Here is a 25,795-nt window from a genome sequence, read left to right as displayed (position 1 = left end):
CGGCGTCATCGCTGAAATGAAGAGGGCCCCGGCGGAAACGCCGGGGCCTTTTTCACGCCTTGGGTCGAGCTCCGGCGCGCAGGCCCGCGCCGACGGCGAACGCGAGAGCCAGTGTGGCCACGAACAGGCCGCAGGCGAAGGCCATCAGGGCCTCGGCATAGGAGGGGGCGACGACCTCGAAACTGACCGGCCCCACCACGGCGATGGCCGACTGGATGTTCATCCAGCTGTAGCCGGCGGCGAGTCCGCCGAGCAGGACGCACACGAGGGCGATTATGCGCAGGCTCATGCCCATGGGTCGGGCCGCGCTTCGCGTCGCCAGTCCGATGCCCCCGAGGACGAGGATCGGCAGTGTCAGAAGCATGAGCAGGATCATCACCAGCTTGACGATGATGTCGGCTTCCAGAAACACCGCCGCCGCCGAGAAGCCGGGCGCAAAGCCCGACAGCAGCCAGGTGCAACCTGTCACGGCCGCCACGCACGCCGCGCCCGTTACGGCCAGCGCGATCATATCGAACTTCATGTCTGTCCCCCGGTTCAGGCGGGGAACACTGCCCGGCGGGCCGGCTGGCCGCAAGGAGCGGTCAGCGCGGCGCGCGCTTGGCCAGGATGCGCTGCAGGGTCCGCCGGTGCATGCCGAGACGGCGGGCGGTTTCGGAGACGTTGTGGTCGCAGAGCTCATAGACCCGCTGGATGTGCTCCCAGCGAACGCGGTCGGCGCTCATGGGGTTCTCGGGCGGCTCGGGCGCCTCGCCGGTCATCAGCAGGGCCTTGACCACGTCGTCGGCGTCGGCGGGCTTCTGCAGATAGTCGACAGCCCCGGCCTTCACCGCCGCGACAGCGGTGGCGATCGCGCCGTAGCCGGTCAGCATGACGATGCGGCTGTCCTCGCGCTGGTCGCGGATGGCCTCGACGACCCTGAGCCCGTTGCCGTCCTCGAGCCGCATGTCCAGAACGGCGAAGGCGGGGACGGAGGTGCGCAGGGCCTCGCGGGCCTCGGCCACCGATCCGGCAGTGGTCACCTCGAAGCCGCGGCTCTCAAGGGCGCGGCCCAGCCGCGTGCGCAGGGCGTTATCGTCGTCAAGCAAGAGGAGGGTCTTGTCCGCAAGGGCGGCGATCCGGGCTTCGGTCTCGGGCATCATCGTTCTCCTTGCGCCTGAAGTCGGTAACGGCGGGCCTGCGGTCAAGGTTCAGGGCGGGGGTGCGACATCACGACGGGGCGACCTCGAGCGCCGGACGGGGCCAGCGCACGGCGACGCGCGCGCCCTTGGGCTGCCCCTTCTGCGGCGTCGGCCCGCCATCTCCGGCGCCCACGGCCACCCGGCCGCCCGTGCGTTCCAGCAGGGTGCGGGCGATGAAGAAGCCGAGGCCCATCCCACCCTGGCTCGGAGCGATGGTCTCGGGCGCCGGCGCGGCCTTGCCGGCCTTCTTGCCCTTGCGGCCCGGCGCGGCGGCGGCGACGGAGGCGGCGATCTGGGCCGAGAGGGCGCGCCGCGCCTTGCCCTGCGGCCGGCTGGTCACATAGGGCTCGCCCAGCCGCGGCAGGATGTCGGGCGGAATGCCGGGGCCGTCGTCGACGACCTCGATCTCGATGAAGCCGGCGTCGACCAGCGCCTGCACCCGCACCCGGCTGTTAGCGAAATCGGCGGCGTTTTCGACCAAGGTCGAGAGACCGTGCACCACCTCCGGCAGTCGGCGCACGCGCGGCGCGGCCTCGCCGGATGCGGTCCGCACGTTTACATCGAAGGCCAGATCGAAGCCCCGGTGGGGTTCGACCACCTCTTCCAGCAGCGCCTTCAGTCCGACTTCGGCGAAGGCGGAATCGCCCTCCTCGGGCTGCTGCGACAGCTGTTTCAGGATGTCCCGGCAGCGCTCGGCCTGCTGCAGGATCAGGGCGGCGTCCTCGGCGGCGGGGCCGTCCTTGGCGGAGGCGCGGAGCAGTTCGCGGGCGACGACCTGGATGGTGGCCAGCGGCGTGCCCAGCTCATGGGCCGCCGCCGCCGCCAGCCCGCCGAGCGCCGCCAGCCGCTGCTCGCGCTGCAGCACGTCCTGCGTCGTCGCCAGCGCCAGCTCCAGCTTCTCCGCGTCCGCCGCCACCCGCCACGCGTAGGCAGAGGTGAAGACCACGCCGGTGATCAGGGCCAGACCGATGCCGAAGCGGTAGAGCGGCGGCAGGTTCAGCTCCGTTCCCGCCTGCCACGGCAGGGGCATGGAGAAGAAGAACAGGGCCACGGTTGCGGCCAGCACCAGCAGTCCCATCAGCGCCGCCTGCCGCCCCGGCAGGGAGGCCGCGGCGACGGTGACTGGCGCCACCAGCAGCAGACAGAAGGGGTTCTGTAGCCCGCCGGTCAGGGCCAGCAGGGCCGACAGCTGCAGGATGTCGAAGCCAAGATGGGCGGCTGTCAGCGCTCCGTCAGGCGCCGAACCGTCGCTGCGCTTAAGCCGGGCCGTCGCGTTCAGGTTCATGGCCACGCTGGCCGCGATCACGGCCAGGCAACCCCACAGGGGCAGGTCGAAATGGAACCAGCCGGTCGCCACCGTCACCGTCGCGCTCTGGCCGGCGATCGCCATCCAGCGGAGGATGACGAGGGTCCGCAACGACAGGCCCCGGCTGCGGCGCGGCAGGTTGCGCCAGCCGGCGGCGAAACGTCCGCCCCCATCCACGGGAGGCTGCGACGACAGAGGGTCTTGGGTCGGGCTCACGCCTCTTCTATAGACCAGCCGCGCCCGCATGGCGCGTCCTGCCGGGGGTCGTGATGCCGCGCCGTTCCATCCTGCTGTTCGCCGGCGCCTGCGCCGCCATCGCCGCCGCCCTGCTGGTGGTGACGCTGGTGCTCGTCAACCGACCGGCCGGGGGGCTGCAGCCCGGAGAAGTGATCTCCAGCGGGCAGGCGGACATCGGCGGCCCGTTCCAGCTGGTCAATCAGGACGGCCAGCCGGTGGATCAGTCCATGCTTCAGGGCAAGTGGTCGCTGGTCTTCTTCGGCTTCACCTGGTGCCCCGACTATTGCCCGACCACACTGCAGGCGCTGGACGCCACGAAGAAGCGGCTCGGCGACAAGGCGAAGGATCTGCAGATCGTCTTCGTCAGCGTCGATCCCGGGCGCGACACGCCGCAGGCCCTGAAGGACTACCTGTCCACCGATGGTTTCCCGGAGGGCGTCATCGGCCTGACCGGCACGCCTGAGCAGGTCCGCGCCGCCGCCAACGCCTACAAGGCCTATTTCCAGAAGGTCGGAGAGGGCGAGGACTACACCATGAACCACTCGCTGACGGTCTATCTGATGGGCCCCGACGGCCGTTTCCGCACGGCGGTGGCCGAAGAGCTGGGACCCGAGAAGTCGGCTCAGGTGATCGAACGCGCCATGGCCGCGCCCGCGCAGGCCTCGCCAACATAAAGTGATCAGCGATAATCTTTTTGCAGTGCGGCGCGTTCTATGGTGCCCTGCCATATAACGGCGGGGGCCGTCTCAGGACACGCATGCTGTATTCGCTTCACGAGCTCGCCTACGCCTCGGCGACGCCGTTCCGGTTCGGGGCCCAGATGGCCCGCCAGTTCTGGAGTTCTCCGCTCAATCCGGCCGCCGACACCGCCCTGGGGCGGACGGCCTATGCCTCGGCCGAGCTGTTCGAGAGCGTTACGCGCCGCTACGGCAAGCCCGGCTGGGGCCTCGAGGTCGTCACCGTCGCCAACCGCCCGGTCCGCACGACCGAACAGGTGGTCTGGTCCTCGCCCTGGTGCCGGCTGGTCCGGTTCGCCCGGCACGTCGGCGACCTGAAACGCGCCGGCAAGCCGACGGCGGCGCCCGCCGTGCTGATCGTCGCCCCCCTGTCCGGCCACTACGCCACCCTGCTGCGCGGCACGGTCGAGGCCTTCCTGCAGGACCACGACGTCTACGTCACCGACTGGACCAATGCGCGGCAGGTGCCGATGCTGGAGGGGCGGTTCGACTTCTTCGATTACATCGATCACGTCCGGACGATGCTGGGGGTGATCGGGCCGCGGGCGCACGTCGTCGGCGTCTGCCAGCCGGGGCCGCCGGTGCTGGCCGCCTGCGCCCTGATGGCCGAGGACGAGGATCCGAACCGCCCGGCGTCGATGACCTTCATGGGCTCGCCGATCGACGCGCGCCTGTCGCCGACGGTGACCAACCAGCTGGCCGAGGAAAAGCCCTTCACCTGGTTCAGGTCGAACATGATCCACACCGTGCCCTGGCCCTATCCGGGCTTTGGACGGCGGGTCTATCCGGGCTTCGTCCAGCTCTACAGCTTCATGTCGATGAACGAGGACAAGCACGTCGACGCCCACTGGGAGTATTTCCGCGACCTGGTCTCGGGCGACGGCGACGGGGCCCACAAGCACGAGGAATTCTACGACGAATACCTGTCGGTGCTGGACCTGTCGGAAGAGTTCTACCTCCAGACCATCGACATCGTCTTCCAGCAGCACCTGCTGCCGCGCGGCCTGCTGGAACACCGTGGACGCAAGGTCGATCTGACAAGGATCACGGACATTGGCCTGATGACGGTCGAGGGCGCGAAGGACGACATCTCGGGCGTGGGTCAGACCCAGGCGGCGCATACGCTGTGCACGGGCGTGCCCGAGGATCGTCGCACCCTGTACGTCCACCCGGAAGTCGGCCACTACGGCGTCTTCAACGGCCGCCGCTTCCGCGACGACATCTATCCGCGGGTCCGGGACTTCATCGCCCATAACGAGGCTGTCTGTGCAGTACCGGAACGGCCAGCGGCTGCCGCCTGACGCCGTCGGCGTTCCGGCCCGGCTGTCGGTCAATCCGCGCGCCCGCCGCCTGTCGATCCGCATCGACGGGCGCGCCGGCGAGGCGGTGCTGATCGCCCCGTCCGAGCGCAAGCTGGGCGAGGTCGTCGCCTTCGCCCGCACCAAGGCCTCGTGGATGCGCGAGCGGCTGGCGGAACGGCCACAAGGCGCGCCGCTTGAGCCCGGCGCCACCGTCTCCCTGTTCGGCCGACCGACACGTCTGGCCTCGACCGGCGGCGCCGGCGCGGCCCGGCTGACGGAGGACGAGGAGGGCCCGCTGATCGTCTCGGGCGGCGAGGGCGAGGCCTTCGCGCGGCGGGTCGAGAACCTGTTCAAACGGGTGGCGCGGGACACGCTTCAGGCGCGGACCGATGTGCATCTGCGCACGCTCGGGCTCCGGCCCGTGAAGATGTCCATCGCCGACCCGAGGTCGCGCTGGGGCTCTTGCAGCCCGCACAACCGGACCATCCGCTACAGCTGGCGGGTGATCATGGCCCCGCCGCCGGTGATCGACTATCTGGCCGCCCACGAGGTGGCGCATCTGGTCCACGCGGACCACAGCCCGGCCTACTGGTCGGTGGTCGAGCGGCTGATCGGCGACCATCGTCCGCACCGGAAATGGCTCAGGGACAACGGCCCCGCGCTGCACGCGGTGGGGCGCTGACCACCCGTTGGACAACCGTTGATCAGCAAGGATACGCTTGGCTGATGCGACGCCTGATGTTCACCGCGACCCTGCTTCTCGCCGCTGCGGTTGCGGCGTGCAGTTCGGGCCCTCAAGGCGAGCCCGTCTCAAATGGGGACGGGCGTTCCGCACTCGTCGAGTTGCGGTCAGAGGCGAAGTTCCGGCCTCAACTCCTGTCTGGATACATGGGAGCCGACACTCCGGAAGACGTCGCGCCGCTCAACGCCGACGTGAACGAGCTGATCGATCAGGTGCTGGCGCAACCGGCGGGCTCACTGTCCGAAGCCGAACTGCTGCCCCTGATCCAGTCCGCCGTTCAACAGGTGGATGAGTTCGCCACCGAGGATCGCGAGCGCGCCCACCGCTATTTCCGCGAGGTCTGGACGATGGTCGGGTTTCGGGGCGACCCCCTGCGCAAGATCGACGGCCTCTAGACCCTAGAAGAACAGCGGGTCCGCCTTCTTTTCCGGCGGCGGCGCGGGCTGCGGCTGGGGCGCCGGTTGTTCGCGCTGGGGCTGGGGCTGGGTCGGACGCAGGACGGCCGGCTGCTCGCGGCGGGGCGCGGCGGGCTCGCGCTGGGGCGGCGCACCGTCCAGCAGGGACTCGTCCAGCGGATCGACGGCGTCGTCGCCGGGCGGGTTGTCGCCGAACAGATCGCCGATCTGGCCGATCAGGCTCTCGACCGGGCTGGGCGGCTGCCAGCCCTCGGGCATGGCCGGGCCGTTGGGGATGGCCGGGGCGTTCAGGCGCGGCAGGGCCGCCTCCATGAAGCCGCGCCAGATGGCCGCCGGCGACGAGCCGCCGGTGACGCCGCGCATGGCGGAGTTGTCGTCCTTGCCGACCCAGACGGCCGTGACGAAGCCGCCGGTGTAGCCGACGAACCAGGCGTCCTTGTAGTCCGAGGTCGTGCCGGTCTTGCCCGCCGTGTCCCGTCCGGAGATCGCCGCAGACCGCCCGGTGCCGGAGGTCATCACCCCGCGCAGCATCTGGTTCATATAGTAGAGGAACGGGTTCGAGATCGCCTGAACCGGCCCGGCCTCGCGGCTGGCCCGCTGGTAGATCACCCGGCCCTGCGGCGTGCGGATGCGGCTGATGCCGTAGGCACGGACGCGTTTGCCGCCGTTGGCGAAGGCGTCATAGGCCTGGGCCATCTCGAGCGGCGAGACCTCCACCGCACCCAGCGCCATGGCGGGCTCCAGACCGATGCGCGAGCTGATGCCCAGCCGCCGGGCGGTGCGGGCGACGTTGTCGCGGCCGACCTGATCGGCCATGCCCGCCGCGATCGTATTGGTCGATTGGGCCACGGCGTTGGCCATGGTCATCTCGCCGGCATATCCGCCGGAATAGTTGCGGGGAGACCAGTTGCCGATGCGGATCGGGGCGTCGTTGACCCGGCTCTGGGGCGTGTAGCCGCTCTCCAGCGCGGTCAGATAGACGAAGGGCTTCCACGCCGACCCAGCTTGGCGGCGGGCATCGGTGGCGCGGTTGAACTGGCTGTCGGCATAGGAGGCACCGCCGATCATGGCGCGCACCCGGCCTTCACCGTCCAACGCCACGAGTGCGGCCTGCTGCACGCCCTTGGAGCGGTCGCGGTCGAGGATGCGGCGCACCGCCCGCTCGGCCGAGGTCTGCAGGGTCAGGTCGAGGGTGGTCTCGACGATCATGTCCTCGGTCGGTTCGCCGACCAGTTCGCGGATCTGCTTGTCCAGCCAGTCGATGAAATACTGGGCGTGCTGGCTGGCGAGGGTGCGCGACACCCGCACCGGCTCGGTCACGGCTTGGGCGCGCTGGGCCGGAGTGATCACGCCGGCCTCGACCATCTCGTTCAGGACCACGGTGGCGCGGGTGGCGGCGCGCTCGCTCTCGGACACCGGCGAGTAGCGCGAGGGGGCCTTCAGCAGGCCGGCCAGCAGGGCCGCCTCGCCAACGGTCAGCTGTTTGGCGCTCTTGTCGAAATAGCGCTGCGACGCCGCCTCGATGCCGTAGGCGCCGGCGCCGAAATAGACGCGGTTCAGATAGAGGGCGAGGATCTCTTTCTTGGAGAATTTCATCTCCAGCCAGACCGCCAGCATCAGCTCCTGAACCTTGCGCTTCATGTTCTGGTCCGGAGACAGGAACAGGTTCTTGGCCAGCTGCTGGGTCAGGGTCGAGCCGCCCTGAACCACGCGCCCGGCGCGCATGTTGGCCGCGATGGCGCGGCTCATGCCGACGGGGTCGAAGCCGGGGTGGTGGTAGAAGCGCCGGTCCTCGATGGCGATGAAGGCCGCCGGAACGTAGTCGGGCAGGGCGTCCAGGTCCGCCGGCGGGGCCTGCTGGGTGCCGCGCACCGCGATCAGGGCCCCATTGCGGTCGAGGTAGGTGATCGAGGGCTGACGATCGACATTGTACAGGGTCGAGGTGTCGGGCAGGTCGCGCGCGAAAACGGCGAAGAAGACGACCAGGAAGATAACCCCCCAGATCGCCAGCACCGAACCCCAGTAGATCAGCCGCTGCACGGGCGTGCGCGCCGGTTTCGGCTGGCCGTTGCCGCCGCGTCCGAAGCTGAAGCCGGAACCCGCCATCGAAACCTCATCCTGTCCAGCTGCGGTCTTAGCCGTTCGCCGGACATGCGCAAACGCCCCTCACGTCGTCACGAGACCGTGAAGGACGTTTCCGCCGAAAGCATGGCCCTTGGCGGGGCTATTCTAAAAACGCGTTCACCTCGGCGGCGAAGATCGCCGGCTGGTCCAGCATGATGAAGTGGGCGCTGTCGTCGATCCGCTTCAGCGTTGCGCCGGGCATCGTCGAGAACGACGCACGGTAGATGCCGTCGGTGATCTCGGGCGTCATGCGCGGGTCGTTGAACTTGACGTAGAGCACCGTCGTCGGGGCGGTGATGTGGGCCAGCTCGGGCCGCAGGTCGGTGACGATCAGCTCGCGGAAGGCCGAGGCGGAGACCCGGCGGTCGCTGTTGGCGGCGTCCTCCAGCGGACCTGCGCGGGCGGCTTCCGTCGCGATCATTCCGGTGACGGCGGCGGCGGACTGGGCGCGGTAGGCGTCTTCCGGTCCCGTGCTCATGCCGGCGTAGATCTGGTCGGCGACCGGAGCGACGCTTTCCGCCGTCGCGCCGGGGGCGCCGAACATCGCGCCCATGAACGGCATCATGTCGACGACCATCAGCTTGCCGACGTTGTCGGGATGCCGGGCAGCCAGCATCATGCCGATGGTCCCGCCCATCGAGTGGCCGATCACCGCAGGCTTCTCCAGATGCTGCTCGCGGATGTAGCGGGCGATGTCTTCGGCCACGGGCGCCGCGACGGGCCCCTCGGCGTTGGCCTCGGCCGGAGCCCCGGCGAAGCCCTGAACGTGGATGCGATGGACGCGATAGCGGCCTTTGAGCTGATCCGTCAGCGCGTCCCAGACCTCGGGCGAGGACGACAGCCCGGGGATCAGGATGACGTCGCCGACCGGATGCTCCGGCCCGTCGATGCGGACATGGAAGCGGCCGGACTCGAAGTCCGCATGCTGATGTCCGTGACCGCCGGCCTGCGCGTGGGCGGCGTGGCTGTCCTGGGCGCAGGCGGGGGCGGCGAGCGCGGGGCTGATCAGCACGGCGGCGGCCATCACGGCGGTCAGGGCGGATTTCATCGGATCACTCTCCAGAGGCGTTGCAGCCGAATAGGTCATCAACTTTACAATGTAAAGCACTTTTCGTGAACACGCTTCCGGCGTCTGGCGGGAACCGCGCCGGACGGCCTAGAATAGCGGCCATGACGCCTCCCGAGAGCCTCGCCGCCACCCCGTCCGCCGATACACGAGCCCAGCTGGCCGCCTTCGGCAAGGGGTTCGTGCTCGACACCTGGTATTTCGTCGCCCTGTCGCGCGACGTCGAGGCGGCTTCGCTCAAGCGGCACGAGCTGCTGGGCGAGCCGGTTCTGATCGGCCGGACCCGTGCGGGACAGGTCTATGCCATGCGCGACATCTGCCCCCACCGCGCCGCGCCGCTGTCGGCCGGCCGGCTGGTCGAGAAGCCGGGCGAGGGGGAGACGATCGAGTGCTGCTACCACGGCTGGCGCTTCCGCCCGGACGGCGTCTGCGCCGCCATCCCCTCGCTGGTCGAGGATCAGGCCTATGAGCCGGAGCGCATCCGCGTCCGTTCCTATCCGGTGCGCGAGAGTCAGGGCATGGTGTTCGTCTGGGTCCCGTCCGACCCGCGCCTCCCGGCCGAGCCGGATCACGAGCCGCCGGTCTTCCCCGGCGTGGTCGGCGGCGGCGCCAAGCTGGTCGAGTGGATGGATTTCGAGGCCCACATCGACCACGCGGTCGTCGGCCTGATGGATCCCGCCCACGGCCCCTATGTGCATCAGCAGTGGTGGTGGCGCTCCGAGCATTCGATGCACGAAAAGGCCAAGGCCTTCGAGCCGCGCGAACTGGGCTTCGCCATGGTCCGCCACGCCCCATCGTCGAACAGCCGCGCCTACAAGATCCTCGGCGGCGCCCCGGCGACCGAAATCACCTTCCGCCTGCCGGGCTATCGCTGGGAGCACATCCAGGTCGGCGAAAAACAGGTGCTGGCCCTGACCTGTCTGACGCCGCGCTCGGACAACCGGACCACGATCACCCAGATCTTCTGGTCCGATCACTGGGTGTTCAACATCGCCAAGCCCTTCCTGCGCATGGGCGTGGTCGCCTTCCTCAAACAGGACGGCGGCATGGTGAACCTGCAGAACGAGGGCCTGCGCTACGACCCCGCCCTGCTCTGGATCGACGACGCCGACAAACAGGCCAAATGGTACCAGCAGCTCAAGCGCGAATGGGCCAAGAGCCGCGCCGAGGGCCGCGCCTTCGCCAACCCGGTCAAGCCGGCGACGCTGCGCTGGAAAAGCTGAAGGCCGCGGCGGGCGCCGCGGCCTTCAAGGCATTGGGGTTGTAGCCGCGACTACTGCCGCGAGACGGCGCCGGCGAGGATCACGTCGACCTGCTTGCCCATGCGTTCGGTCAGCTGGGCCATGGCCCAGCCGTCGTAGGCGGCGCGGCGGTAGTTGGACAGGAAGGCGTCGTAGATCAGCTCCGACAGCAGCCGCACGTCGGCGTCCTGGCGCAGCTCGCCCTCGCGCACCCCGGCCTGCAGGGTGTCGGTGACGACCGACAGGATCGGCTTGATGGCGTCGCGGGTGCGCATCTCGGCGGCGACCGGCTGGAACCACGAGCGGGCGATCACGGCCTGCACCAGCGGCAGCTGCTCGAGCGAGTCATGGTAGCCGGCGCCGAGCGCGGCCAGCAGGCGCGTGCGGGTCGAGCCCTCGGCCGCGGCGGCGGCCTTCATGGTCTCGGACAGCTTGACCATGTCGGTCGAGAGCACGGCTTCGAACAGTTCGGCCTTGTCCTGGAAATTGGCGAAGACCGCGCCGGTCGACATGCCCGCGCCCTTGGCGATGTCGCGGATGGTGGCGGGCTCGTAGCCGCGCTCGGCGAACAGCTGGCGGGCGGCGTCCAGCACCTTCTGGCGCGTGCGGACCTTGGCGGCCTGACGGCGGTTCAGGCGGGGCGCTTCGGACTCGGACTGGGATTCGGTTTGGGTGGTAGGCAGGGCGATATCTCGCATGAAACAGGTACTCGACTAGACGGCGGCTTACGCCCGCCGATCGATAACTGACCGCCGAAGCGATGGGGAGGAGGCGGCAGGCGATGCTGATTCCGCCGAAATGTCATCTTTCGACAACGGGGGCAGTCATCACGCAACGATGACCAAAATGGGGTGCGGAGATTAACGCGGCGATGCCCCCGACAGTTAACGCCGCGACATCTTGACCGTATCAACTCCGCCTTGTGGACCGCAGGGCGCGCACGCGTCTGGGCCGACCGGGGCTCTCAGGCATGGCCTGCTGGAACAGACTGCGGAAGCGGTCGCGACGCTCGTGGATCGAGGCCAGCACCAGCCCCATTGGCACGCCCAGATCGACCAGGGTGTTCTCGGCCAGCTGCAGCGCCGCCTCCGTCGTCTCGGGCACCGCGTCGGTGACGCCAAGCTGATAGAGGCGCTCGGCGTGGCGTTCGTCGCGGGCGCGGGCGATCAGGATCAGATCGGGCCTCAGCCCCCGCGCGGCGCGCACCACCTCGTCGACCTTGGCCGGCGCGTCCATGGTCACGATCACCGCCCGCGCCGTGTCGATCCCGCATAGCTGCAGCATCTCCGCGCGCCCGGCGTCGCCGTAGAAGACGTTGGCGCCCTCAGCCCGGCCCTTGGCCACGGTCGCGGCGTTGGCGTCGAGCGCCAGATAATCCTGATTGTGCTCGGCCAGCATCTCGCCGACCAGCCGGCCGACCCGGCCGAAGCCGACGATCAGCACCTGTTTGTCGCCCGGTGTCGGCTCCATCGCATCGGCGGGCAGATCCGGCGCGGCGGACTTCGCCCGCGTCAGCCGCGCGGCCAGCACAGCCATGGCCGGAACGGTGAAGATGCTGATGGTCGCCGCGACCAGGACGGTTCCGGTAAAGGCGGGCGAGGCGATGCCCTCGACCAGCCCCGCGCCGAGGATGACGAAGGCGAACTCGCCGGCCGGGCCCAGCACCAGCGCCGTCTCGATCGCCGCCTTGTTCTTGACGCCCCACAGCCGCGCGGCGCCGTAGATCATGGCCACCTTCACCGCCGTCAGGGCGGCGGCGAGGCCGAACACGCCCAGCGGATCGGCGACCACCACATCGAGGTCCAGCCCGATGCCGACGCCGACGAAGAAGACGCCCAGCAGCAGCCCCTTGAACGGCTCGATCGACAGCTCGACCTCGCGCCGGAACTCGGTCTCCGCCAGCAGCAGGCCGGCGATCAGGGCGCCCAGGCTCATCGACAGGCCCGCCGCCTGCGCCGCCAGACCCGCGCCGACGACGACCAGCAGGCTGGCCGCGACGAACATCTCCTGCCCCTGACCGCGGGCCTTGGCCTTGGCCACGGAGCGGAACATCGGCCGCAATACCAGCCGGCCGAGGCCTACCAGCAGCGCCAGGCCGATCGCGGCCGGCACCAGCGTCAGTAGGGCGGCCCTCAGCGTACCCGCGTCGATGTCGCCGCCGCTCTCGGCCAGCGCCGCCAGCACGGTGACGGTGATCAGGATGGGCGCGACGGCGAGATCCTGCGCCAGTAGGACCGCGAAGGTCGCCCGGCCGGAGGTGGTCTGGACCCGGCCCCGCTCGGCCAGCACGGGCATGACGACCGCGGTCGAGGACAAGGCCAGTCCCATGCCCAGCACCGCCGCGGACACCAGCGTCTGGCCCATGAGCATGAAGAGCGCCGCCAGCACCACGGTGCAGACCGCGACCTGGGTCAGGCCGAGGCCGAACACGAGCTTCCGCATCGACTTGAGCCGTTCCCACGACAGCTCGAGGCCGATCATGAACAGCAGGAAGGCGACGCCCAGTTCCGACAGGGAGCGGATCTGGCCGGCGTCGGAAATGGTCAGCCAGGACAGCCAGGGGGCGGTGTCGGCCAGCCGCGCCAGCCCATCGGGTCCGAGCAGCACGCCCGCGGCGAGAAAGCCGAGAATCGGGCTGATCCTGAGACGGTTGAACAGGGGCACCATGACGCCCGCCGCGGCCAGGAAAACCACCAGATCCTTGTATTCGCCGCCCGCGCCGCCGTGACCCGTCATCCGCCCTCCATATTGTTCAGCCTACAGGCTGAAACGCCCTGCTGTCCGCGATTCCGTCGCTTGATGACAAAAAATTCAGGCGACAGGTTTCCTCGCGCGCGTAGGGTCGCCGCCGACCTTCCGGAAAGCGAAGTCAAGTCGAGGGAAACCCACATGAAGAAGCTGCTCATCGGCGCCGCCGTCGGCGCCCTGCTCCTGCCCGCCGCGCCCGCGCTGGCCCAGCATTTCTCGGACGACGGGCATGACCACGCCTGCGTCGACGAGAGCTGCACCGTCTTCGAACTGTTCCAGACCCCCGCCGACGGCGCGACCGTCATGGGTTACCAGGGCGTCGACGCGCCGAAGTACGGAACCTGGGGCTTCGATCTGGCCGGCCGCGACACCTCGGTGGCGCCGGGCGACAGCTTCTTCCGTTACGCCAACGGCACGGCCCTGGACAATCTTCAGATCCCGTCGGACCGCACCAGCTACGGCTCGTTCAACCTGCTGCGCGAACTGTCCGACAACCGCGTCAAGGTGATGATCGACGCCCTCGCGGCCCGCACCGACCTGGCTGCCGGCTCGGACGAGCAGAAGATCGCCGACGCCTACCGCTCCTATATGGACGAGGCCCGCATCGAGGCGCTCGACGCCCAGCCGCTGCAGCCCTACCTCGCCGCCATCCGCGCCGCCGACACCCATGACAAGGCCGCGGTCTACATGGGCGAGACCCAGGGCCGCCTCGGCGCCTCGATCTTCGGCACCGGTATCTCGACCGACCAGAAGGCGCCGACCCGCTACGTCGTCTCGACCGGCCAGGGCGGCCTCGGCCTGCCCAACCGCGACTACTATCTGGACGAGCGTTTCGCCCAGAAGAAGACGCTCTACCGCGCCTATGTTGAGCGTATGCTGGAGATGATCGGCTGGGAAAGCCCGGCCGCCAGCGCGGACGCCATTGTGGCCTTCGAAAACCGCATCGCCGAGGCGCACTGGACCCCGATCCAGAACCGCAACCGCGACGAGACCTACAACGAATACACCATCGCCCAGCTGGCCGCGGAGGCGCCCGGCTTCCCGTGGCAGGACTATTACAACGCCGTCGGCGTCGGCGAAGTCCCGCGCCTGATCGTCCGTCAGGACACGGCCATGCCGAAGATCGCGGCGATCTACGCCGAGACCCCGATCGAGGTCATTCAGGCCTGGCAGGCCTTCCACACCGCGGACGACGCAGCTCCGCGCCTGTCGCGCCGCTTCGCCGACGCCCAGTGGGAGTTCCGCTCGCGGGACCTGAACGGCCAGCCGATGCAGCGTCCCCGCGACAAGCGCGGCATCAGCTTCGCCGAGGGCATGCTGGGCGAGGCCGTCGGCCGCCAGTATGTGGACGAATACTTCCCCGCCGAGTCCAAGGCCAAGATGGAAGAGCTGGTCGCCAACCTGCGCACCGCCCTTTCGCACCGGATCGACAACCTCACCTGGATGGGCGCCGACACCAAGGCGGCCGCCCAGGAGAAGCTGCGCAAGTTCACGGTCAAGATCGGCTACCCGAACAAGTGGCGCGACTACTCCGCCCTTGAGGTCCGCCCCGACGACCTGTTCGGCAATGCCGAGCGTGCGGGCCTGTTCCAGTGGAACTACCAGCTCAACCGCCTGAACCAGCCGGTCGACAAGGACGAGTGGGGCATGACCCCGCAGACGGTGAACGCCTACTACAACTCGACCAATAACGAGATCGTCTTCCCGGCCGCGATCCTGCAGCCGCCGTTCTTCGATCCGGACGCGGACCCGGCCGTCAACTACGGCGGCATCGGCGGCGTCATCGGCCACGAGATCGGCCACGGCTTCGACGACCAGGGCTCCAAGTCGGACGGCGACGGCGTCCTGCGCAACTGGTGGACCGACGCGGACAAGGCCAATTTCCAGGCCCTGACCACCCGCCTCGGCGCCCAGTACGACGAGTTCGAGCCGATCCCGGGCCACCCGGTCCAGGGCGGTCTGACCATGGGCGAGAACATCGGCGACGCCGGCGGCACGGCGGTGGGCCTCGAGGCCTATCACCTGTCGCTGAACGGCCAGCCGGCTCCGGTGATCGACGGCACGACCGGCGACCAGCGCTTCTTCTACGGCTGGGCCCAGGTCTGGCAGTCGAAATACCGCGAGGACGCCCTGATCAACCAGATCGCCACTGACCCGCACAGCCCTGCCGAGTTCCGCGTCATCGGCCCGTTGCGGAACGTGGACGCCTGGTACGAAGCCTTCGACGTCCAGCCCGGCTCGAAATACTACCTCGCGCCGGCCGACCGCGTCCGCATCTGGTAAGCGGCGGGTCCAGCAAACGGGAAGGGCCGGGGCGGCGACGCTCCGGCCCTTTTTCGTTGGCGAAGGCTCGCGGCTGACCTTGTGTCGGCTTTGCGGCTCAGGAACACGGCGCCGGACCGAAGGGTTGGGGCGACATGACCCGCTTCCACTTCCATGCGGCGGACGGCACGCCCTTTCGCGACCGGCACGGCGAGGAGCTTCCCGACCTCGACGCCGCCAGGACCGTCGCCCTCGACATACTGACGGAGATGCTGCCCAGCCGGGCGGTCGAGTTCTGGGATCAGAAATCGTTTTCGGTCAGCGTCAAGGACGAGACCGGGCGGCTGGTGGCGGTGCTGATGACGATGGCGGTCGTGGATCCGGAGCCGCTCGCCGACGTGCCGCCGGAGAGCTGAGCCCGCCCGGGCGGCGGGCACGAAAAAGCCCGCCGCGGGGGATACATCGCGGCGGGCTTCTTTCGCTCTCTACGGAGCGGACGTTTCCTCCCCGAAACGCCTCCGAAAGGCTGCTGCGTCGAAACGCGGCGGCTCTCGAGTGACCTCAGAATGACGACATTCCAGCGGCCAAGTCAATGAAGTCGCAGCCGAAACGTCTGAATTTCATGCCTTATCAATGATAAGTCACGCGTCCGTGTGCGGAGCATCCACGATCCGCCGGATGGTGGCGACCAGGTCCGCCCGCGCGGCGACGACCTGCCCGGGACGCTCGGCCTTCCAGGCCTCGTTGTCGGAAATGCCGGCGGCCAGCGCGCGGCCGGCGTCGAGGTCCTTCACCGTCACCTGACCCGCGGCGATTTCGTCCCCGCCGAGGATCACCACGGCCGGGGCGCCGCGCCGGTCGGCGTATTTCATCTGCGCCTTCATCCCGGCCCGGCCGAGGTAGAGCTCGGCCGCGATGCCGGCGCTGCGCAGTTCGGACACGGCGTCGAGGTAGTGCTGCATGTCGGCTTCGGAGAAGACGATCACGACCACCGGCCCGCGCACCGCGTCCTCGCCGCCCCGTCCGGCCGCGCGCAGGGCCGAGGCCAGCCGCGACACGCCGAACGAGAAGCCGGTCGCCGGTAGCCGCTCGCCTGTGAACCGGGCCACGAGATCGTCGTAGCGCCCGCCGCCACCGATGGAGCCGAAGCGCACGGCCCGGCCCTTGTCGTCGGTCGTCTCCAGCAGCAGCTCGGCCTCGAACACCGCGCCCGTATAGTATTCCAGCCCGCGCACGATGGTCGGATCAAACCGGACCGAGGCCTGATCGACCTTCATGGCGTTGAGCGCCGCGTCGATCGCGGCCAGCTCATTCAGGGCGCTCTCGCCGATCACGCCGATGCTGCCGGACAGGGACACGGCCTTCAGGGTGTCGGCGCGCGACAGATCGGAACTGTTGGCCGAGGCGAGGAAGCCCTCGATGGCGGCGATCACCTTCGGCGGCAGCTGGGCCCCCTTGGTATAGTCGCCGGACTCGTCCAGCCGCCCTTCGCCCAGCAGGGCGACCACGCCCTCCCAGCCCAACCGGTCATATTTGTCGATGGCCCGGAGCGCGGTCAGCTTCTGGCCCGCATCCTCGACCCCGCCGGCCTCGAACAGGCCGTCGAACAGCTTGCGGTTTGACACCCGGATCACGGCCTGATCACTCGCCAGACCCGCCGACTGCAGACCCTCGCAGGCCATGGCGATGATCTCGGCGTCGGCCTCCGGGCGATCTGAACCGACCGTATCAGCGTCGCACTGCACGAACTCGCGGAAGCGGCCGGGGCCGGGCTTCTCGTTGCGCCACACCGGGCCGAAGGCGTAGCGCCGGAACGGCTTGGGCAGGGTCTCCCAGTTCTGCGCCGCGAACCGCGCGAGAGGCGCGGTCAGGTCGTAGCGCAGCGCCATCCACTCGCCATTGCCCTCTTCGTCGGGATCGTCCTGCAGGGCGAAGACGCCCTCGTTCGGGCGGTCGGCGTCCGGCAGGAATTTGCCGAGGGCGTCGGCATATTCGAAGGCGCCCGTGTCCAGCGGCTCGAAGCCCCAGCGCTCGTAGACGGCGGACACCCGCGTCACCAGCCGGCGCTCGGCGATCAGGTCGCGGCCGCGGCGGTCGGCGAACCCCCGGGGGCTGCGGGCTTCAGGGCGGATGGGCGCGTCGGTCATGCCGCGCTTCCTAGATGAGCGGGAGGCGAGGGTCGAGGGGCGGCGATCGCGCCCCGACCCCGCCAGACGTCAGACCGACACCGGATCGGCGCGGACCGCCGCCGTCTTGCGGATCGGAACCATCCGTCCGTAGGTCAGGCAGCGCCAAACCCACTCCAGCGGGCCCATCTGGAAGACGGACAGCCACAGCGGCGACCAGATCAGCTGCACGATCCAGATGGCGCCGACCACGCCCCACAGGGCGCCAGGGCCCATGGTCCCGAACCACAGCGGCCCCCAGGGCATGTAGAACAGGGAGGTCATGATCAGGGTCTGGGTCAGGTAGTTGGTGAAGGCCATCCGACCGACCGGGACCAGCACGGAGGTGATCATCTTCAGCCCGAACCGCGTCAGCAGGATCAGCGCGCTGACGTAGCCGAGGGTGATCAGCGGCGCGGCGCCGCCGAGCGCGCTGTCCAGCCCCTCCAGCGGCAGGGCGCCGCCATTGAGTTCGGTCCAGGCGTAGTAGCCGAACAGGGCCAGATTGGCCGCGCCGAACGCCGCGACCAGCACGTAGATCCACGCCGGCGAACGGCCGAACAGATAGCCCGACTTGAACAGCCCCAGACCCAGCATCATCAGCGGGACCGAGATCGGGATCAGGAACAGGCTGAAGAACTGCACCATGGCCCAGCCCTTGGCGTTCTCCATCATCGCCGGGACATAGCCGGAGCGGAACAGCTCGACCGTCGCCATAATTTCGTCTGTCGAGACCTTGGGCTGATTGGCCTTGAACTGCGCCTGGAACTCCGGACCCATCGACGCCATCACCATCGGTCCCAGGACCGGCACGGCGACGGCGATGATGGCCCACATGGCGGTGATCAGTCCGCCGACCCACAGCAGCCGCTTCGCCGGCCATGACCGCACCAGCATCACCAGGAATCCGCAGTAGGCGTAGTGCAGCAGGATGTCGCCGTACCAGAAGGCCAGCCCGTGGATCAGGCCGAAGACGCCCAGCCACAACAGGCGACGCCGCAACAGCTTGCCGCGCGCCGCGTCGCTGCGCTCGCCGCCGACGAGGAAGACCGAGACGCCGAACAGCATCGTGAACAGGGTGCGGAACTTGTCGGCGAAGAAGACGTCGGTGACCCAGTGGCCGACCAGGTTCGCCCCCTCCATCGCAAAGGGTTTGGCTCCGCCCATCTCGGCCGAGATCGGCCAGGCGAAGGCCATGGCGTTGACCGCGAGGATCCCGAGGATCGCCCAGCCCCTCAGCATGTCCAGATTGAAGATGCGGTCCTTGGGCGCGACCGGGGCAAGCGCCGGCTGCGTCTGAGTCATCTCGGCTGCGGCCATGGCGTTTCCCCCCGCGTGGCTATGGACAAGGAAGCTTTACACGCTGCGGTCGCCGCAGATACTAAATTCGGCGTAATGGCGCCGGCTGGTTCAGTCGGCCTCGCGCTGGCCCATCAGGCCGAGACGGTCGCGCACCTCCGGCTGCGGACGGAAGGCGATGAAGGCGGCGCACAGCCCCGCCCACAGCGCATAGCTGACACCCACCAGCACCGCGATTGACAGGCCGCCGACGCCGTAGATCAGCAGCGAGGTCTCGCTGCCGCCGATCGCCTCGCCGACGTTGGCGGCGTGCAGCCACTGCAGCACCGACTGGATGATGGCGAACAGTGCGCCCAGCGCCGCCGCCAGCAGGCCGCCGTAGAACATGAAGCGCCAGATTACGCCCAGCCGCGTCGCCGGCCGCCCCGTCCGCTTGCGCTCCTTGTCCAGCAGCCACAGGCCGCCGGGGACCGCCAGCAGGCCCAGCAGCAGCACGCCGAGCCGCCAGTCCATCTCCAGTCCCGGCATCCAGTTGCTGGGCGGCCAGATCGGCAGGGTCGCGATCAGCGGCGGCCACAGGGCCCCGAGCACCGAGGCCAGCACGATCCGGTACGGCTCGCGCCGCCATGCCACGCGCGTCTGGCCCGGGAAGTCCTCGGGCCGCTCCAGCGGGGGAAGCTTGCCGCCGATCATCGGGTCGGCGCCGGCGTGTCGCCGGAATAGTCGTAGAAGCCGCGCCCGGACTTGCGTCCCAGCCACCCGGCCTCGACGTATTTCACCAGCAGCGGGCAGGGCCGGTATTTGCTGTCGGCCAGCCCCTCGTAGAGCACGTTCATAATGGCCAGCACCACGTCCAGCCCCATGAAGTCCGCCAGCTCCAGCGGCCCCATCGGATGGTTGGCGCCCAGCTTCAGCGCCTTGTCGATCGAGGCGACGTTCCCGACCCCTTCGTACAGGGTGTAGATCGCCTCGTTGATCATCGGCACCAGGATGCGGTTGACGATGAAGGCGGGGAAGTCCTCGGCGTTGGTCGTGGTCTTGCCCAGCGACTCGGCGAAGGCCACGGCCGTGTCATAGGTCTCGGCCGAGGTGGCGATGCCGCGGATGATCTCGACCAGCTTCATCACCGGCGCCGGCTTCATGAAATGCAGGCCGATGAACCGGTCGGGCCGGTCCGTCGCCGAGGCCAGCCGGGTGATGGAAATCGAGGAGGTGTTCGACGCCAGTAGGGTTTGCGGCCCCAGATGCGGGACCAGATCGGCGAGGATGGCCTTCTTGACCGCCTCGTCCTCGACCGCAGCCTCGATGACCAGATCGGCCTTCGCGGCCTCGGCCAGTGATTTCGCGGCGGTGATCCGGGCGAGGGCGGCGTCGGCCTCGGCCTGAGTGGTCAGTCCGCGCGTCACCTGACGCGACAGGCTGGCGGCGATGGCGCCCTGGGCCTGCGGGACCCGTTCCGGCGCGGCGTCGTGCAGCAGCACGTCATAGCCGCCGGCGGCGACGGCCTGGGCGATGCCGGCCCCCATCTGGCCTGCGCCGACGATGGCGACTGATCGGATCGTGGTCATGAAGTCCGGTGAACTGGCGGGCGCTGGGCCCGATCGGAGCGGCACCTTAGGACGGTCGCCGCGTGGCGCAAGCATCAAGCGCCCGCTCTATTCGCAATCGCACAGCGCCGTGGCCCGCCCGCACCTCAGTAGTAGGTTCCGGCGGTCAGGGTCAGCAGGGCGGCCTTGGACGCGGGCAGCAGATAGATGCGGACACCGGCGATCAGGATCCAGGCGATGATCGGCGTCACATCCATCCCGCCCAGCGGCGGAATGACGGCCCGAAGCGGCGCCAGCACCGGGCTGATGATGGTGTCCAGCGCGTGCGACAGCGAGGCGACGAAGCGGTTGCGGTAGTTGATGACGTCGAACGCCACCAGCCAGCTCAGGATGGCGTAGACGACCAGCGCCAGGACGAACAATCCCAGCACCGCGTCGATGACGAAGAAGATGAACCCGATGATTGCGGCCATGCCCCGCGACGCTCCTGCCTGTCAGATATTCGCTACATAGCGGGCCACAGCGCGCCGCGCCAAGTTTTCCGGTCCAGCGGGGCGAACGGACGCGGGACCCGTTGACACTGCCCTCGCCCCCCCGTATCTCGCCCGCTCGCCTGCACCCGGGAAACGGGGCCGTAGCTCAGTTGGTAGAGCGCGTCGTTCGCAATGACGAGGTCAGGGGTTCGACTCCCCTCGGCTCCACCATCCTGCTTCGCGCTGACGCGCTTCGCAGGATGGGTGGTTTCCCGTTCGCCACACCCTCCCACGAAACCTGACAACGCTGTTCGCCCAGCTTGACGAGTCCGCGGGATTGGCGTGGATTGGTTACCGGGCTGAGACCACAGCGAAACTTCTTTCGGGGGAACCACCATGAAACATCTCATCAGCGCGCTGGCGCTCGCAGCCGCGCTTGCCGCGCCCGGCCTCGCCGTCGCCCAGAACGCCGGCCTGACCGCCAACTACGGCGAAATCCGCCTCACCGCCGGCTTCACGCCCGATCCCTACCGGGTCAACATCACCGCCGGCGGCTCGATCGACGCCTATACCGACACCAACCTGCCGGGCGCCTGCGTCGGCGACATCTCCAATGCGCCGGACTATGAGGTCACCTACAACGCCGGCTCCCTGCCGCTGGTGTTCCGTACCCGCTCGTCGACCGACACGACCCTGATCATCAACGGCCCGGACGGCCAGTGGTACTGCGACGACGACAGCTACGGCGACGGCGACGCCGAGGTCCGCTTCAACAAACCGTCCAGCGGCACCTACGACATCTGGATCGGCACCTTCAACGGCGGCACCGCCTCGGCCACCCTGCTGATCACTGAAACGCCGTAAGCGGACCGTCTGGTTCGACCTGCAGACGCCCTGACGGTTCGCCGTCGGGGCGTTTTCCGTTCAGCCCCAAGGGTTGTTGACGACGGGTTCGGGGCGAGGGGTCGCAGGCCGGCGTGTCGAACATGAACTCCGCGTCCAGTTCGCAGAAGCGCGGCGCGTTGACTCTCCACCAGTCGGCGGCCTTCGGCTGGCTGCGCGCGAGAATATCAATGGCCCGGGCCGAATTCACCACGTAGCCGCTGGTCTGATGAATTCTGCCGCGCAGCCGCGCCCACCAGTAGCCAAGCCAGGAGTTCGGCCCGCTCAGGACGCCGCTTGTTTCTTCTGTGACCTCGTCAGGTAGGGCGAGCGGAAGCTCCAGTCCAATCCATGCCTCCCGCACCCACAAGGGCGCCTCTCCCTTCGGTGCACGGACGATGCGCACCTTGAGGAAGGGCTCAGTCGTCACTGGTCCTCGTCGAACCGGCGGGCGACCAGATCGGCCAGCGCGGCGACCGCGGCCTCGGCCTCGGGGCCTTCGGCGACGATCTCGATGCCGCAGCCGTTGCCGGCGCCCAGCATCAGCAGCCCCATGATCGACAGGGCGTTGACGGTCACGCCGTCGCGCGTGACGTGGACCTCGGCGTCGAAATTCGAGGCCAGCTTGACGAATTTGGCGCTGGCCCGGGCATGCAGGCCCCGGCTGTTGCAGATGTTGGCGGTCGCCGCCGCCTTGCCCGGTTCGCCGCTCATTTCTCGCCCTGCAGCACCCAGCTGGCCACCGAGATGTATTTGCGCCCCGCGTCCTGGGCGTGGGCCACGCAGGCCTGCAGCGGCTCGCGGCCGCGCACGCTGGCCAGCTTGATCAGCATCGGCAGGTTCAGCCCCGCGATGACCTCGGCGTGGGTCTCCTCCATCACCGAGATGGCGAGGTTGGAGGGCGTGCCACCGAACATGTCCGTCAGCAGGATGACACCGTCGCCGTCGTCCACCGCCCGGGCGGCGTCGACGATGTCGCGCCGGCGGCGCTCCATGTCGTCCTCCGGGCCGATGCAGATCGCCGCGACGCCCCGCTGGGGGCCGACGACGTGCTCCATGGCCGACAGGAATTCGGAGGCCAGCCCTCCGTGGGTGACGATCACCAGGCCGATCATGAAGGCTTCACCAAGACTCGCGCCCCCGCGTCCCGGCCGTCCCGTGGACTGGCCGCAAGCCGCGCGGAATAGCCCAACTCCGCGCCGGGTTAAAGCCGGGCGATCGCCGCCGCGACCTTTTCGACCGCCGAGGCCTCGAATCCGTTCAGCCGCAGCACCGGCAGGGACACGCCCTCGACGCTCCGCTGTTCCGGTTCTGGCAGGCGTTCGACGGGCCCCCCGACCAGATCGACGGCCAACACCAGCCGCGTCAGACCGCGCGCGCAGGCCGGGGCCACGCCGACGCCGCGCACCTCGATACAGCCGGCGATGACCGCCGGCGCGATGGCGTACAGATGGCCGCCCGAGGCCGTCACATGCGCATAGTCGTCGGCCACCAGCCGCCAGCCGGCGCCGATCAGCCGCAGCGCCAGATCGCTCTTGCCCGCGCCGGACGGGCCGGTGATCAGCACGGCGCGCCAGCCCACCGCGGGCGTCCAGCGCGCCGCCACCGTGCCGTGCACCGGCTGCCGGGCAGCCCCGGCCTCGGGGCTCACGGGCGCCGCCCCGTCGTCGCGGCGGGCAGGGCGACCTCGAAGCGCGCCCCCCTGATGGCGCCGTCGGCGCCCTTGCGGTTCTCGGCCCAGACCCGGCCGCCATGAGCCTCGACGATCTGCCGGACGATCGACAGGCCGAGCCCCGAATTGGTCCCGAACGCCGTGCCGCGCGGCCGTGCGGTGTAGAAGCGCTCGAACACCGTCTCGAGGTTCTCGGGCGGAATGCCGGGGCCGTCGTCGTCGATGCAGACGCGCACCGGCCGTTCCGGATCGATCTCGTCGCGCGACAGGCTGATCCGCACATGACCGTTCGGCGGGCTGAACGAGCGGGCGTTGTCGATCAGGTTGCGGAACACCTGCCCCAGCGGACCGTCGCGGCCGCGGATCATGGCGTGCTCCGCCCCGGAGGCGCTGAAGGTCACATGGACGCCGCCGCCCGGCTTGATCCCCGCCTCATAGACCTCGACGATCTCCCTCAGCAGAACGGTCAGGTCGATGGGCCGCGGCCGGTCGCGGTTCAGTTCGGCGTCCAGACGCGAGGCGTTGGAAATGTCGGTGATCAGCCGGTCCAGCCGCCGCACGTCCTGCTGCAGCAGGGCGGTCAACTTCTCGCGCTGCGCCTCGGTCTTCACCAGCGGCAGGGTCTCCAGCGCCGAGCGGATCGAGGTCAGTGGGTTCTTGATCTCGTGCGAAACATCGGCCGCGAACCGCTCGATGGCGTCCATCCTGTCGGAGAGGGTCTCGGTCATCGTCTCCAGCGAACGGGCCAGATCGCCGATCTCGTCCTTGCGATGCTCGAGGTCGGGCAGGGAGATGGCCCGGGCCCGCTGCAACCGGACGGCGTCCGCCGCCGCCGACAGCCGCATTACCGGCCGCGCCACGAACAGATGCAGCAGCAGGGAGGACAGCAGTGACACGAACAGGGCCACCAAAGCGAACGGCATCAGCGCCCGCCGCTGCGCGCCCAAGGTTTCGTCGACGTCGCCGGCCTCCAGCGTCAGGACGCCCAGCACCTGCTCCACGTGGCGCACCGGGATCGACACCGAGACCACGCGGTCGCCGCTCTCGGAGGTCCGCAGGGTCGCCGACGACCGGCCCTCCAGCGCGTTCTCAACCTCTTCGGCCAGGGCGCGGCGCGCCTGTTCCAGCTTGCGCTCGTCGCGGGCCTTCTCCCTGGCGTTGGCCGCGGCGGGGGCGCTGCCGGCGGGCAGGGCCGGGGGCAGGGGTTCGCCCGGGATTGCCTCCGTCACCAGATAGCTGTCGGCCACCACGATGCCGTCGACGTCGAACAGGCGTGCGCGCTGGCCTTCGGGAATGAAGTTGTCGCGCAGCCAGCGGCTGGCCTCGATGGGATCGAGATAGGGGGTCGGCTCGCCCCGGGTGACCCCGATCTGCGGCTCGCCCAGCACCTGCACCAGCAGTTCGGCCTGAGCCGCCAGCGTCTCCTGCCGGGCCTCGATCAGGCCCCGCCGCCATTCGTTCAGCGCCAGTGCGCCGACGAACAGGATCAGCAGGCTGAGCAGGTTGAGCGCGAGGATGAAGCCGCCCAGCCGCGAGCCGCCGAACCGCTTGGGGCGGCGCGGGCGGTCGTCGTCGGCCGGATCCTCCGGCTCAGCTCTCGCGATAACGGTATCCGACGCCATACAGGGTCTCGATGGCGTCGAACTCGGGGTCGACAACCCGGAACTTCTTCCGCATCCGCTTGACGTGGCTGTCGATGGTGCGGTCGTCGACATAGACTTGGTCGTCGTAGGCGGCGTCCATCAGGTTGTCCCGGCTCTTCACGAAGCCGGGCCGCTGGGCCAGCGCCTGCAGCAGCAGGAATTCCGTGACGGTCAGCTTCACCGGGCGGCCGTCCCAGGTGCATTCGTGCCGGGCCGGGTCCATCGACAGCTTGCCGCGCTTGATCGCCTTGGTGGAGGTCTCGCCCGACGGCTCCGGCTCGCCGCCGTCGGCGCCGGTGCGCCGCAACAGCGCCTTGACCCGCTCGATCAGCAGCCGCTGGCTGAACGGCTTGTGGATGTAGTCGTCCGCGCCGAGGTTGAAGCCGAGGATCTCGTCGATCTCCTCGTCCTTGGAGGTCAGCATGATCACCGGAATCTGGCTGGTCTGACGCAGGCGGCGCAGCACTTCCATCCCGTCCATGCGGGGCATCTTCACGTCGAGGATGGCCAGATCCGGTGGATTGGATTCCAGCGCCTCCAGACCGGACGCGCCGTCGTGATAGGCGGTGATCTTGTGGCCATGGCTTTCCAGCGCCAGCGAGACGGACGCCACGATGTTTTCGTCGTCGTCGACCAGGGTGATGTTCGCCAAGGCGCTCTCCTTGCAGGCTTTCCGATCCGCACTGAACGCACGGCAAGCGTTACCGTTCTAAATCAACTGGGTCAGAATACGGCGACAAAATGGGCCGCGCC

At 69.0% G+C, this 25,795-nt stretch carries 26 protein-coding genes and 1 tRNA gene; 9 read left to right on the top strand and 18 right to left on the bottom strand.

Annotated elements, in window-relative coordinates:
* Window positions 1–52: 52 nt before the first annotated feature.
* The 3 genes from GGQ87_RS03945 to GGQ87_RS03935 all read right to left on the bottom strand — a co-directional run bounded on the left by GGQ87_RS03945 (window position 53) and on the right by GGQ87_RS03935 (window position 2,703).
* Complete coding sequence (locus GGQ87_RS03945) at window positions 53–523, bottom strand: hypothetical protein (RefSeq protein ID WP_168045393.1); 471 nt, start codon at window positions 521–523, stop codon at window positions 53–55.
* Between the two features lie 61 nt (window positions 524–584).
* Window positions 585–1,139, bottom strand: coding sequence for an ActR/PrrA/RegA family redox response regulator transcription factor (locus tag GGQ87_RS03940; protein WP_168045392.1), 555 nt, complete (start codon window positions 1,137–1,139; stop codon window positions 585–587).
* Between the two features lie 70 nt (window positions 1,140–1,209).
* Complete coding sequence (locus GGQ87_RS03935; protein WP_342448296.1) at window positions 1,210–2,703, bottom strand: ActS/PrrB/RegB family redox-sensitive histidine kinase; 1,494 nt, start codon at window positions 2,701–2,703, stop codon at window positions 1,210–1,212.
* A 53-nt stretch (window positions 2,704–2,756) separates the two neighbouring features.
* On the opposite strand from GGQ87_RS03935, the gene GGQ87_RS03930 reads away from it, so the two are divergent.
* The 4 genes from GGQ87_RS03930 (at window position 2,757) to GGQ87_RS03915 (ending at window position 5,899) form a co-directional block, all read left to right on the top strand.
* Window positions 2,757–3,398 carry an SCO family protein gene (locus GGQ87_RS03930; RefSeq protein ID WP_168045390.1) on the top strand — a complete coding sequence of 214 codons (642 nt, stop codon included), beginning with the start codon at window positions 2,757–2,759 and terminating at the stop codon, window positions 3,396–3,398.
* Between the two features lie 83 nt (window positions 3,399–3,481).
* Entirely contained in the window at window positions 3,482–4,762 is a 1,281-nt protein-coding gene (locus GGQ87_RS03925) for a polyhydroxyalkanoate depolymerase (protein ID WP_168045389.1), read from the top strand.
* Complete coding sequence (locus GGQ87_RS03920) at window positions 4,728–5,444, top strand: YgjP-like metallopeptidase domain-containing protein (RefSeq protein WP_168045388.1); 717 nt, start codon at window positions 4,728–4,730, stop codon at window positions 5,442–5,444. The genes GGQ87_RS03925 and GGQ87_RS03920 overlap by 35 nt, the downstream gene beginning before the upstream one ends.
* On the top strand, window positions 5,399–5,899 hold the full coding sequence (locus GGQ87_RS03915) for a DUF4844 domain-containing protein (RefSeq protein ID WP_342448295.1): 501 nt from the start codon (window positions 5,399–5,401) through the stop codon (window positions 5,897–5,899). Before GGQ87_RS03920 ends, GGQ87_RS03915 begins: the two co-directional genes overlap by 46 nt.
* Before the next feature lie 3 nt (window positions 5,900–5,902).
* Here GGQ87_RS03915 and GGQ87_RS03910 read toward each other — a convergent pair whose 3' ends face one another.
* Both GGQ87_RS03910 and GGQ87_RS03905 read right to left on the bottom strand, forming a co-directional pair.
* Window positions 5,903–8,026 carry a transglycosylase domain-containing protein gene (locus tag GGQ87_RS03910; protein WP_168045386.1) on the bottom strand — a complete coding sequence of 708 codons (2,124 nt, stop codon included), beginning with the start codon at window positions 8,024–8,026 and terminating at the stop codon, window positions 5,903–5,905.
* A gap of 118 nt (window positions 8,027–8,144) precedes the next feature.
* Complete coding sequence (locus GGQ87_RS03905; protein ID WP_168045385.1) at window positions 8,145–9,092, bottom strand: alpha/beta fold hydrolase; 948 nt, start codon at window positions 9,090–9,092, stop codon at window positions 8,145–8,147.
* 122 nt (window positions 9,093–9,214) lie between these two features.
* On the opposite strand from GGQ87_RS03905, the gene GGQ87_RS03900 reads away from it, so the two are divergent.
* Window positions 9,215–10,333, top strand: coding sequence for an aromatic ring-hydroxylating oxygenase subunit alpha (locus tag GGQ87_RS03900; RefSeq protein ID WP_168045384.1), 1,119 nt, complete (start codon window positions 9,215–9,217; stop codon window positions 10,331–10,333).
* A 50-nt stretch (window positions 10,334–10,383) separates the two neighbouring features.
* Here GGQ87_RS03900 and GGQ87_RS03895 read toward each other — a convergent pair whose 3' ends face one another.
* A complete protein-coding gene (locus tag GGQ87_RS03895) occupies window positions 10,384–11,049 on the bottom strand; it encodes a TetR/AcrR family transcriptional regulator (protein ID WP_168045383.1) in 666 nt (221 codons plus the stop codon).
* Between the two features lie 211 nt (window positions 11,050–11,260).
* Window positions 11,261–13,087, bottom strand: coding sequence for a cation:proton antiporter domain-containing protein (locus GGQ87_RS03890; RefSeq protein ID WP_168045382.1), 1,827 nt, complete (start codon window positions 13,085–13,087; stop codon window positions 11,261–11,263).
* Window positions 13,088–13,240: 153 nt separating this feature from the next.
* Between GGQ87_RS03890 and GGQ87_RS03885 the strand changes: the two genes are divergently transcribed.
* Both GGQ87_RS03885 and GGQ87_RS03880 read left to right on the top strand, forming a co-directional pair.
* Window positions 13,241–15,382: a M13 family metallopeptidase gene (locus tag GGQ87_RS03885; RefSeq protein WP_168045381.1), complete on the top strand. Its 2,142-nt coding sequence runs from the start codon at window positions 13,241–13,243 to the stop codon at window positions 15,380–15,382.
* Between the two features lie 134 nt (window positions 15,383–15,516).
* Window positions 15,517–15,777, top strand: coding sequence for a DUF6894 family protein (locus tag GGQ87_RS03880; RefSeq protein WP_168045380.1), 261 nt, complete (start codon window positions 15,517–15,519; stop codon window positions 15,775–15,777).
* Between the two features lie 225 nt (window positions 15,778–16,002).
* On the opposite strand, the gene hisS is transcribed toward GGQ87_RS03880, so the two are convergent.
* The 5 genes from hisS to GGQ87_RS03855 all read right to left on the bottom strand — a co-directional run bounded on the left by hisS (window position 16,003) and on the right by GGQ87_RS03855 (window position 20,845).
* On the bottom strand, window positions 16,003–17,508 hold the full coding sequence (gene hisS / locus GGQ87_RS03875) for a histidine--tRNA ligase (RefSeq protein ID WP_168045379.1): 1,506 nt from the start codon (window positions 17,506–17,508) through the stop codon (window positions 16,003–16,005).
* A 69-nt stretch (window positions 17,509–17,577) separates the two neighbouring features.
* Window positions 17,578–18,846: a DUF418 domain-containing protein gene (locus GGQ87_RS03870; protein WP_245161409.1), complete on the bottom strand. Its 1,269-nt coding sequence runs from the start codon at window positions 18,844–18,846 to the stop codon at window positions 17,578–17,580.
* Between the two features lie 90 nt (window positions 18,847–18,936).
* Window positions 18,937–19,518: a phthalate transporter gene (locus GGQ87_RS03865; RefSeq protein ID WP_168045378.1), complete on the bottom strand. Its 582-nt coding sequence runs from the start codon at window positions 19,516–19,518 to the stop codon at window positions 18,937–18,939.
* Window positions 19,515–20,393, bottom strand: a complete 879-nt coding sequence (locus tag GGQ87_RS03860; protein ID WP_168045377.1) for a 3-hydroxybutyryl-CoA dehydrogenase — start codon at window positions 20,391–20,393, stop codon at window positions 19,515–19,517. The genes GGQ87_RS03865 and GGQ87_RS03860 overlap by 4 nt, the downstream gene beginning before the upstream one ends.
* Before the next feature lie 125 nt (window positions 20,394–20,518).
* Window positions 20,519–20,845 (bottom strand): YggT family protein, encoded by a 327-nt coding sequence (locus GGQ87_RS03855; protein WP_168045376.1) that lies wholly within the window; start codon window positions 20,843–20,845, stop codon window positions 20,519–20,521.
* 155 nt (window positions 20,846–21,000) lie between these two features.
* Here GGQ87_RS03855 and GGQ87_RS03850 point away from each other — a divergent pair.
* Together GGQ87_RS03850 and GGQ87_RS03845 are read left to right on the top strand one after the other, a co-directional pair.
* Window positions 21,001–21,076, top strand: a tRNA-Ala gene (locus tag GGQ87_RS03850).
* Window positions 21,077–21,241: 165 nt separating this feature from the next.
* Entirely contained in the window at window positions 21,242–21,709 is a 468-nt protein-coding gene (locus tag GGQ87_RS03845) for a peptidase S1 (protein ID WP_168045375.1), read from the top strand.
* Here GGQ87_RS03845 and GGQ87_RS03840 read toward each other — a convergent pair.
* The 6 genes from GGQ87_RS03840 to GGQ87_RS03815 all read right to left on the bottom strand — a co-directional run bounded on the left by GGQ87_RS03840 (window position 21,693) and on the right by GGQ87_RS03815 (window position 25,694).
* Entirely contained in the window at window positions 21,693–22,157 is a 465-nt protein-coding gene (locus tag GGQ87_RS03840) for a hypothetical protein (protein ID WP_168045374.1), read from the bottom strand. The genes GGQ87_RS03845 and GGQ87_RS03840 overlap by 17 nt on opposite strands.
* The gene (locus GGQ87_RS03835; RefSeq protein ID WP_168045373.1) at window positions 22,154–22,441 is read right to left on the bottom strand and encodes an HPr family phosphocarrier protein; all 288 of its coding nucleotides are present in this window, start codon (window positions 22,439–22,441) and stop codon (window positions 22,154–22,156) included. The genes GGQ87_RS03840 and GGQ87_RS03835 overlap by 4 nt, the downstream gene beginning before the upstream one ends.
* Window positions 22,438–22,842, bottom strand: a complete 405-nt coding sequence (locus tag GGQ87_RS03830; protein ID WP_168045372.1) for a PTS sugar transporter subunit IIA — start codon at window positions 22,840–22,842, stop codon at window positions 22,438–22,440. Before GGQ87_RS03830 ends, GGQ87_RS03835 begins: the two co-directional genes overlap by 4 nt.
* 89 nt (window positions 22,843–22,931) lie before the next feature.
* The gene (locus tag GGQ87_RS15350; protein ID WP_168045371.1) at window positions 22,932–23,378 is read right to left on the bottom strand and encodes an HPr kinase/phosphatase C-terminal domain-containing protein; all 447 of its coding nucleotides are present in this window, start codon (window positions 23,376–23,378) and stop codon (window positions 22,932–22,934) included.
* The gene (locus tag GGQ87_RS03820; protein WP_168045370.1) at window positions 23,375–25,021 is read right to left on the bottom strand and encodes a sensor histidine kinase; all 1,647 of its coding nucleotides are present in this window, start codon (window positions 25,019–25,021) and stop codon (window positions 23,375–23,377) included. Before GGQ87_RS03820 ends, GGQ87_RS15350 begins: the two co-directional genes overlap by 4 nt.
* Entirely contained in the window at window positions 24,990–25,694 is a 705-nt protein-coding gene (locus GGQ87_RS03815; RefSeq protein WP_168045369.1) for a two-component response regulator ChvI, read from the bottom strand. Before GGQ87_RS03815 ends, GGQ87_RS03820 begins: the two co-directional genes overlap by 32 nt.
* Window positions 25,695–25,795: the final 101 nt, after the last annotated feature.

This window comes from Brevundimonas alba (genome assembly GCF_011927945.1).
GTDB classification, from domain to species: Bacteria; Pseudomonadota; Alphaproteobacteria; order Caulobacterales; family Caulobacteraceae; genus Brevundimonas; species Brevundimonas alba.
The sequence above is the reverse complement of the archived record's forward strand: the minus strand, read 5'-3'. Positions and strand labels throughout refer to the sequence as shown.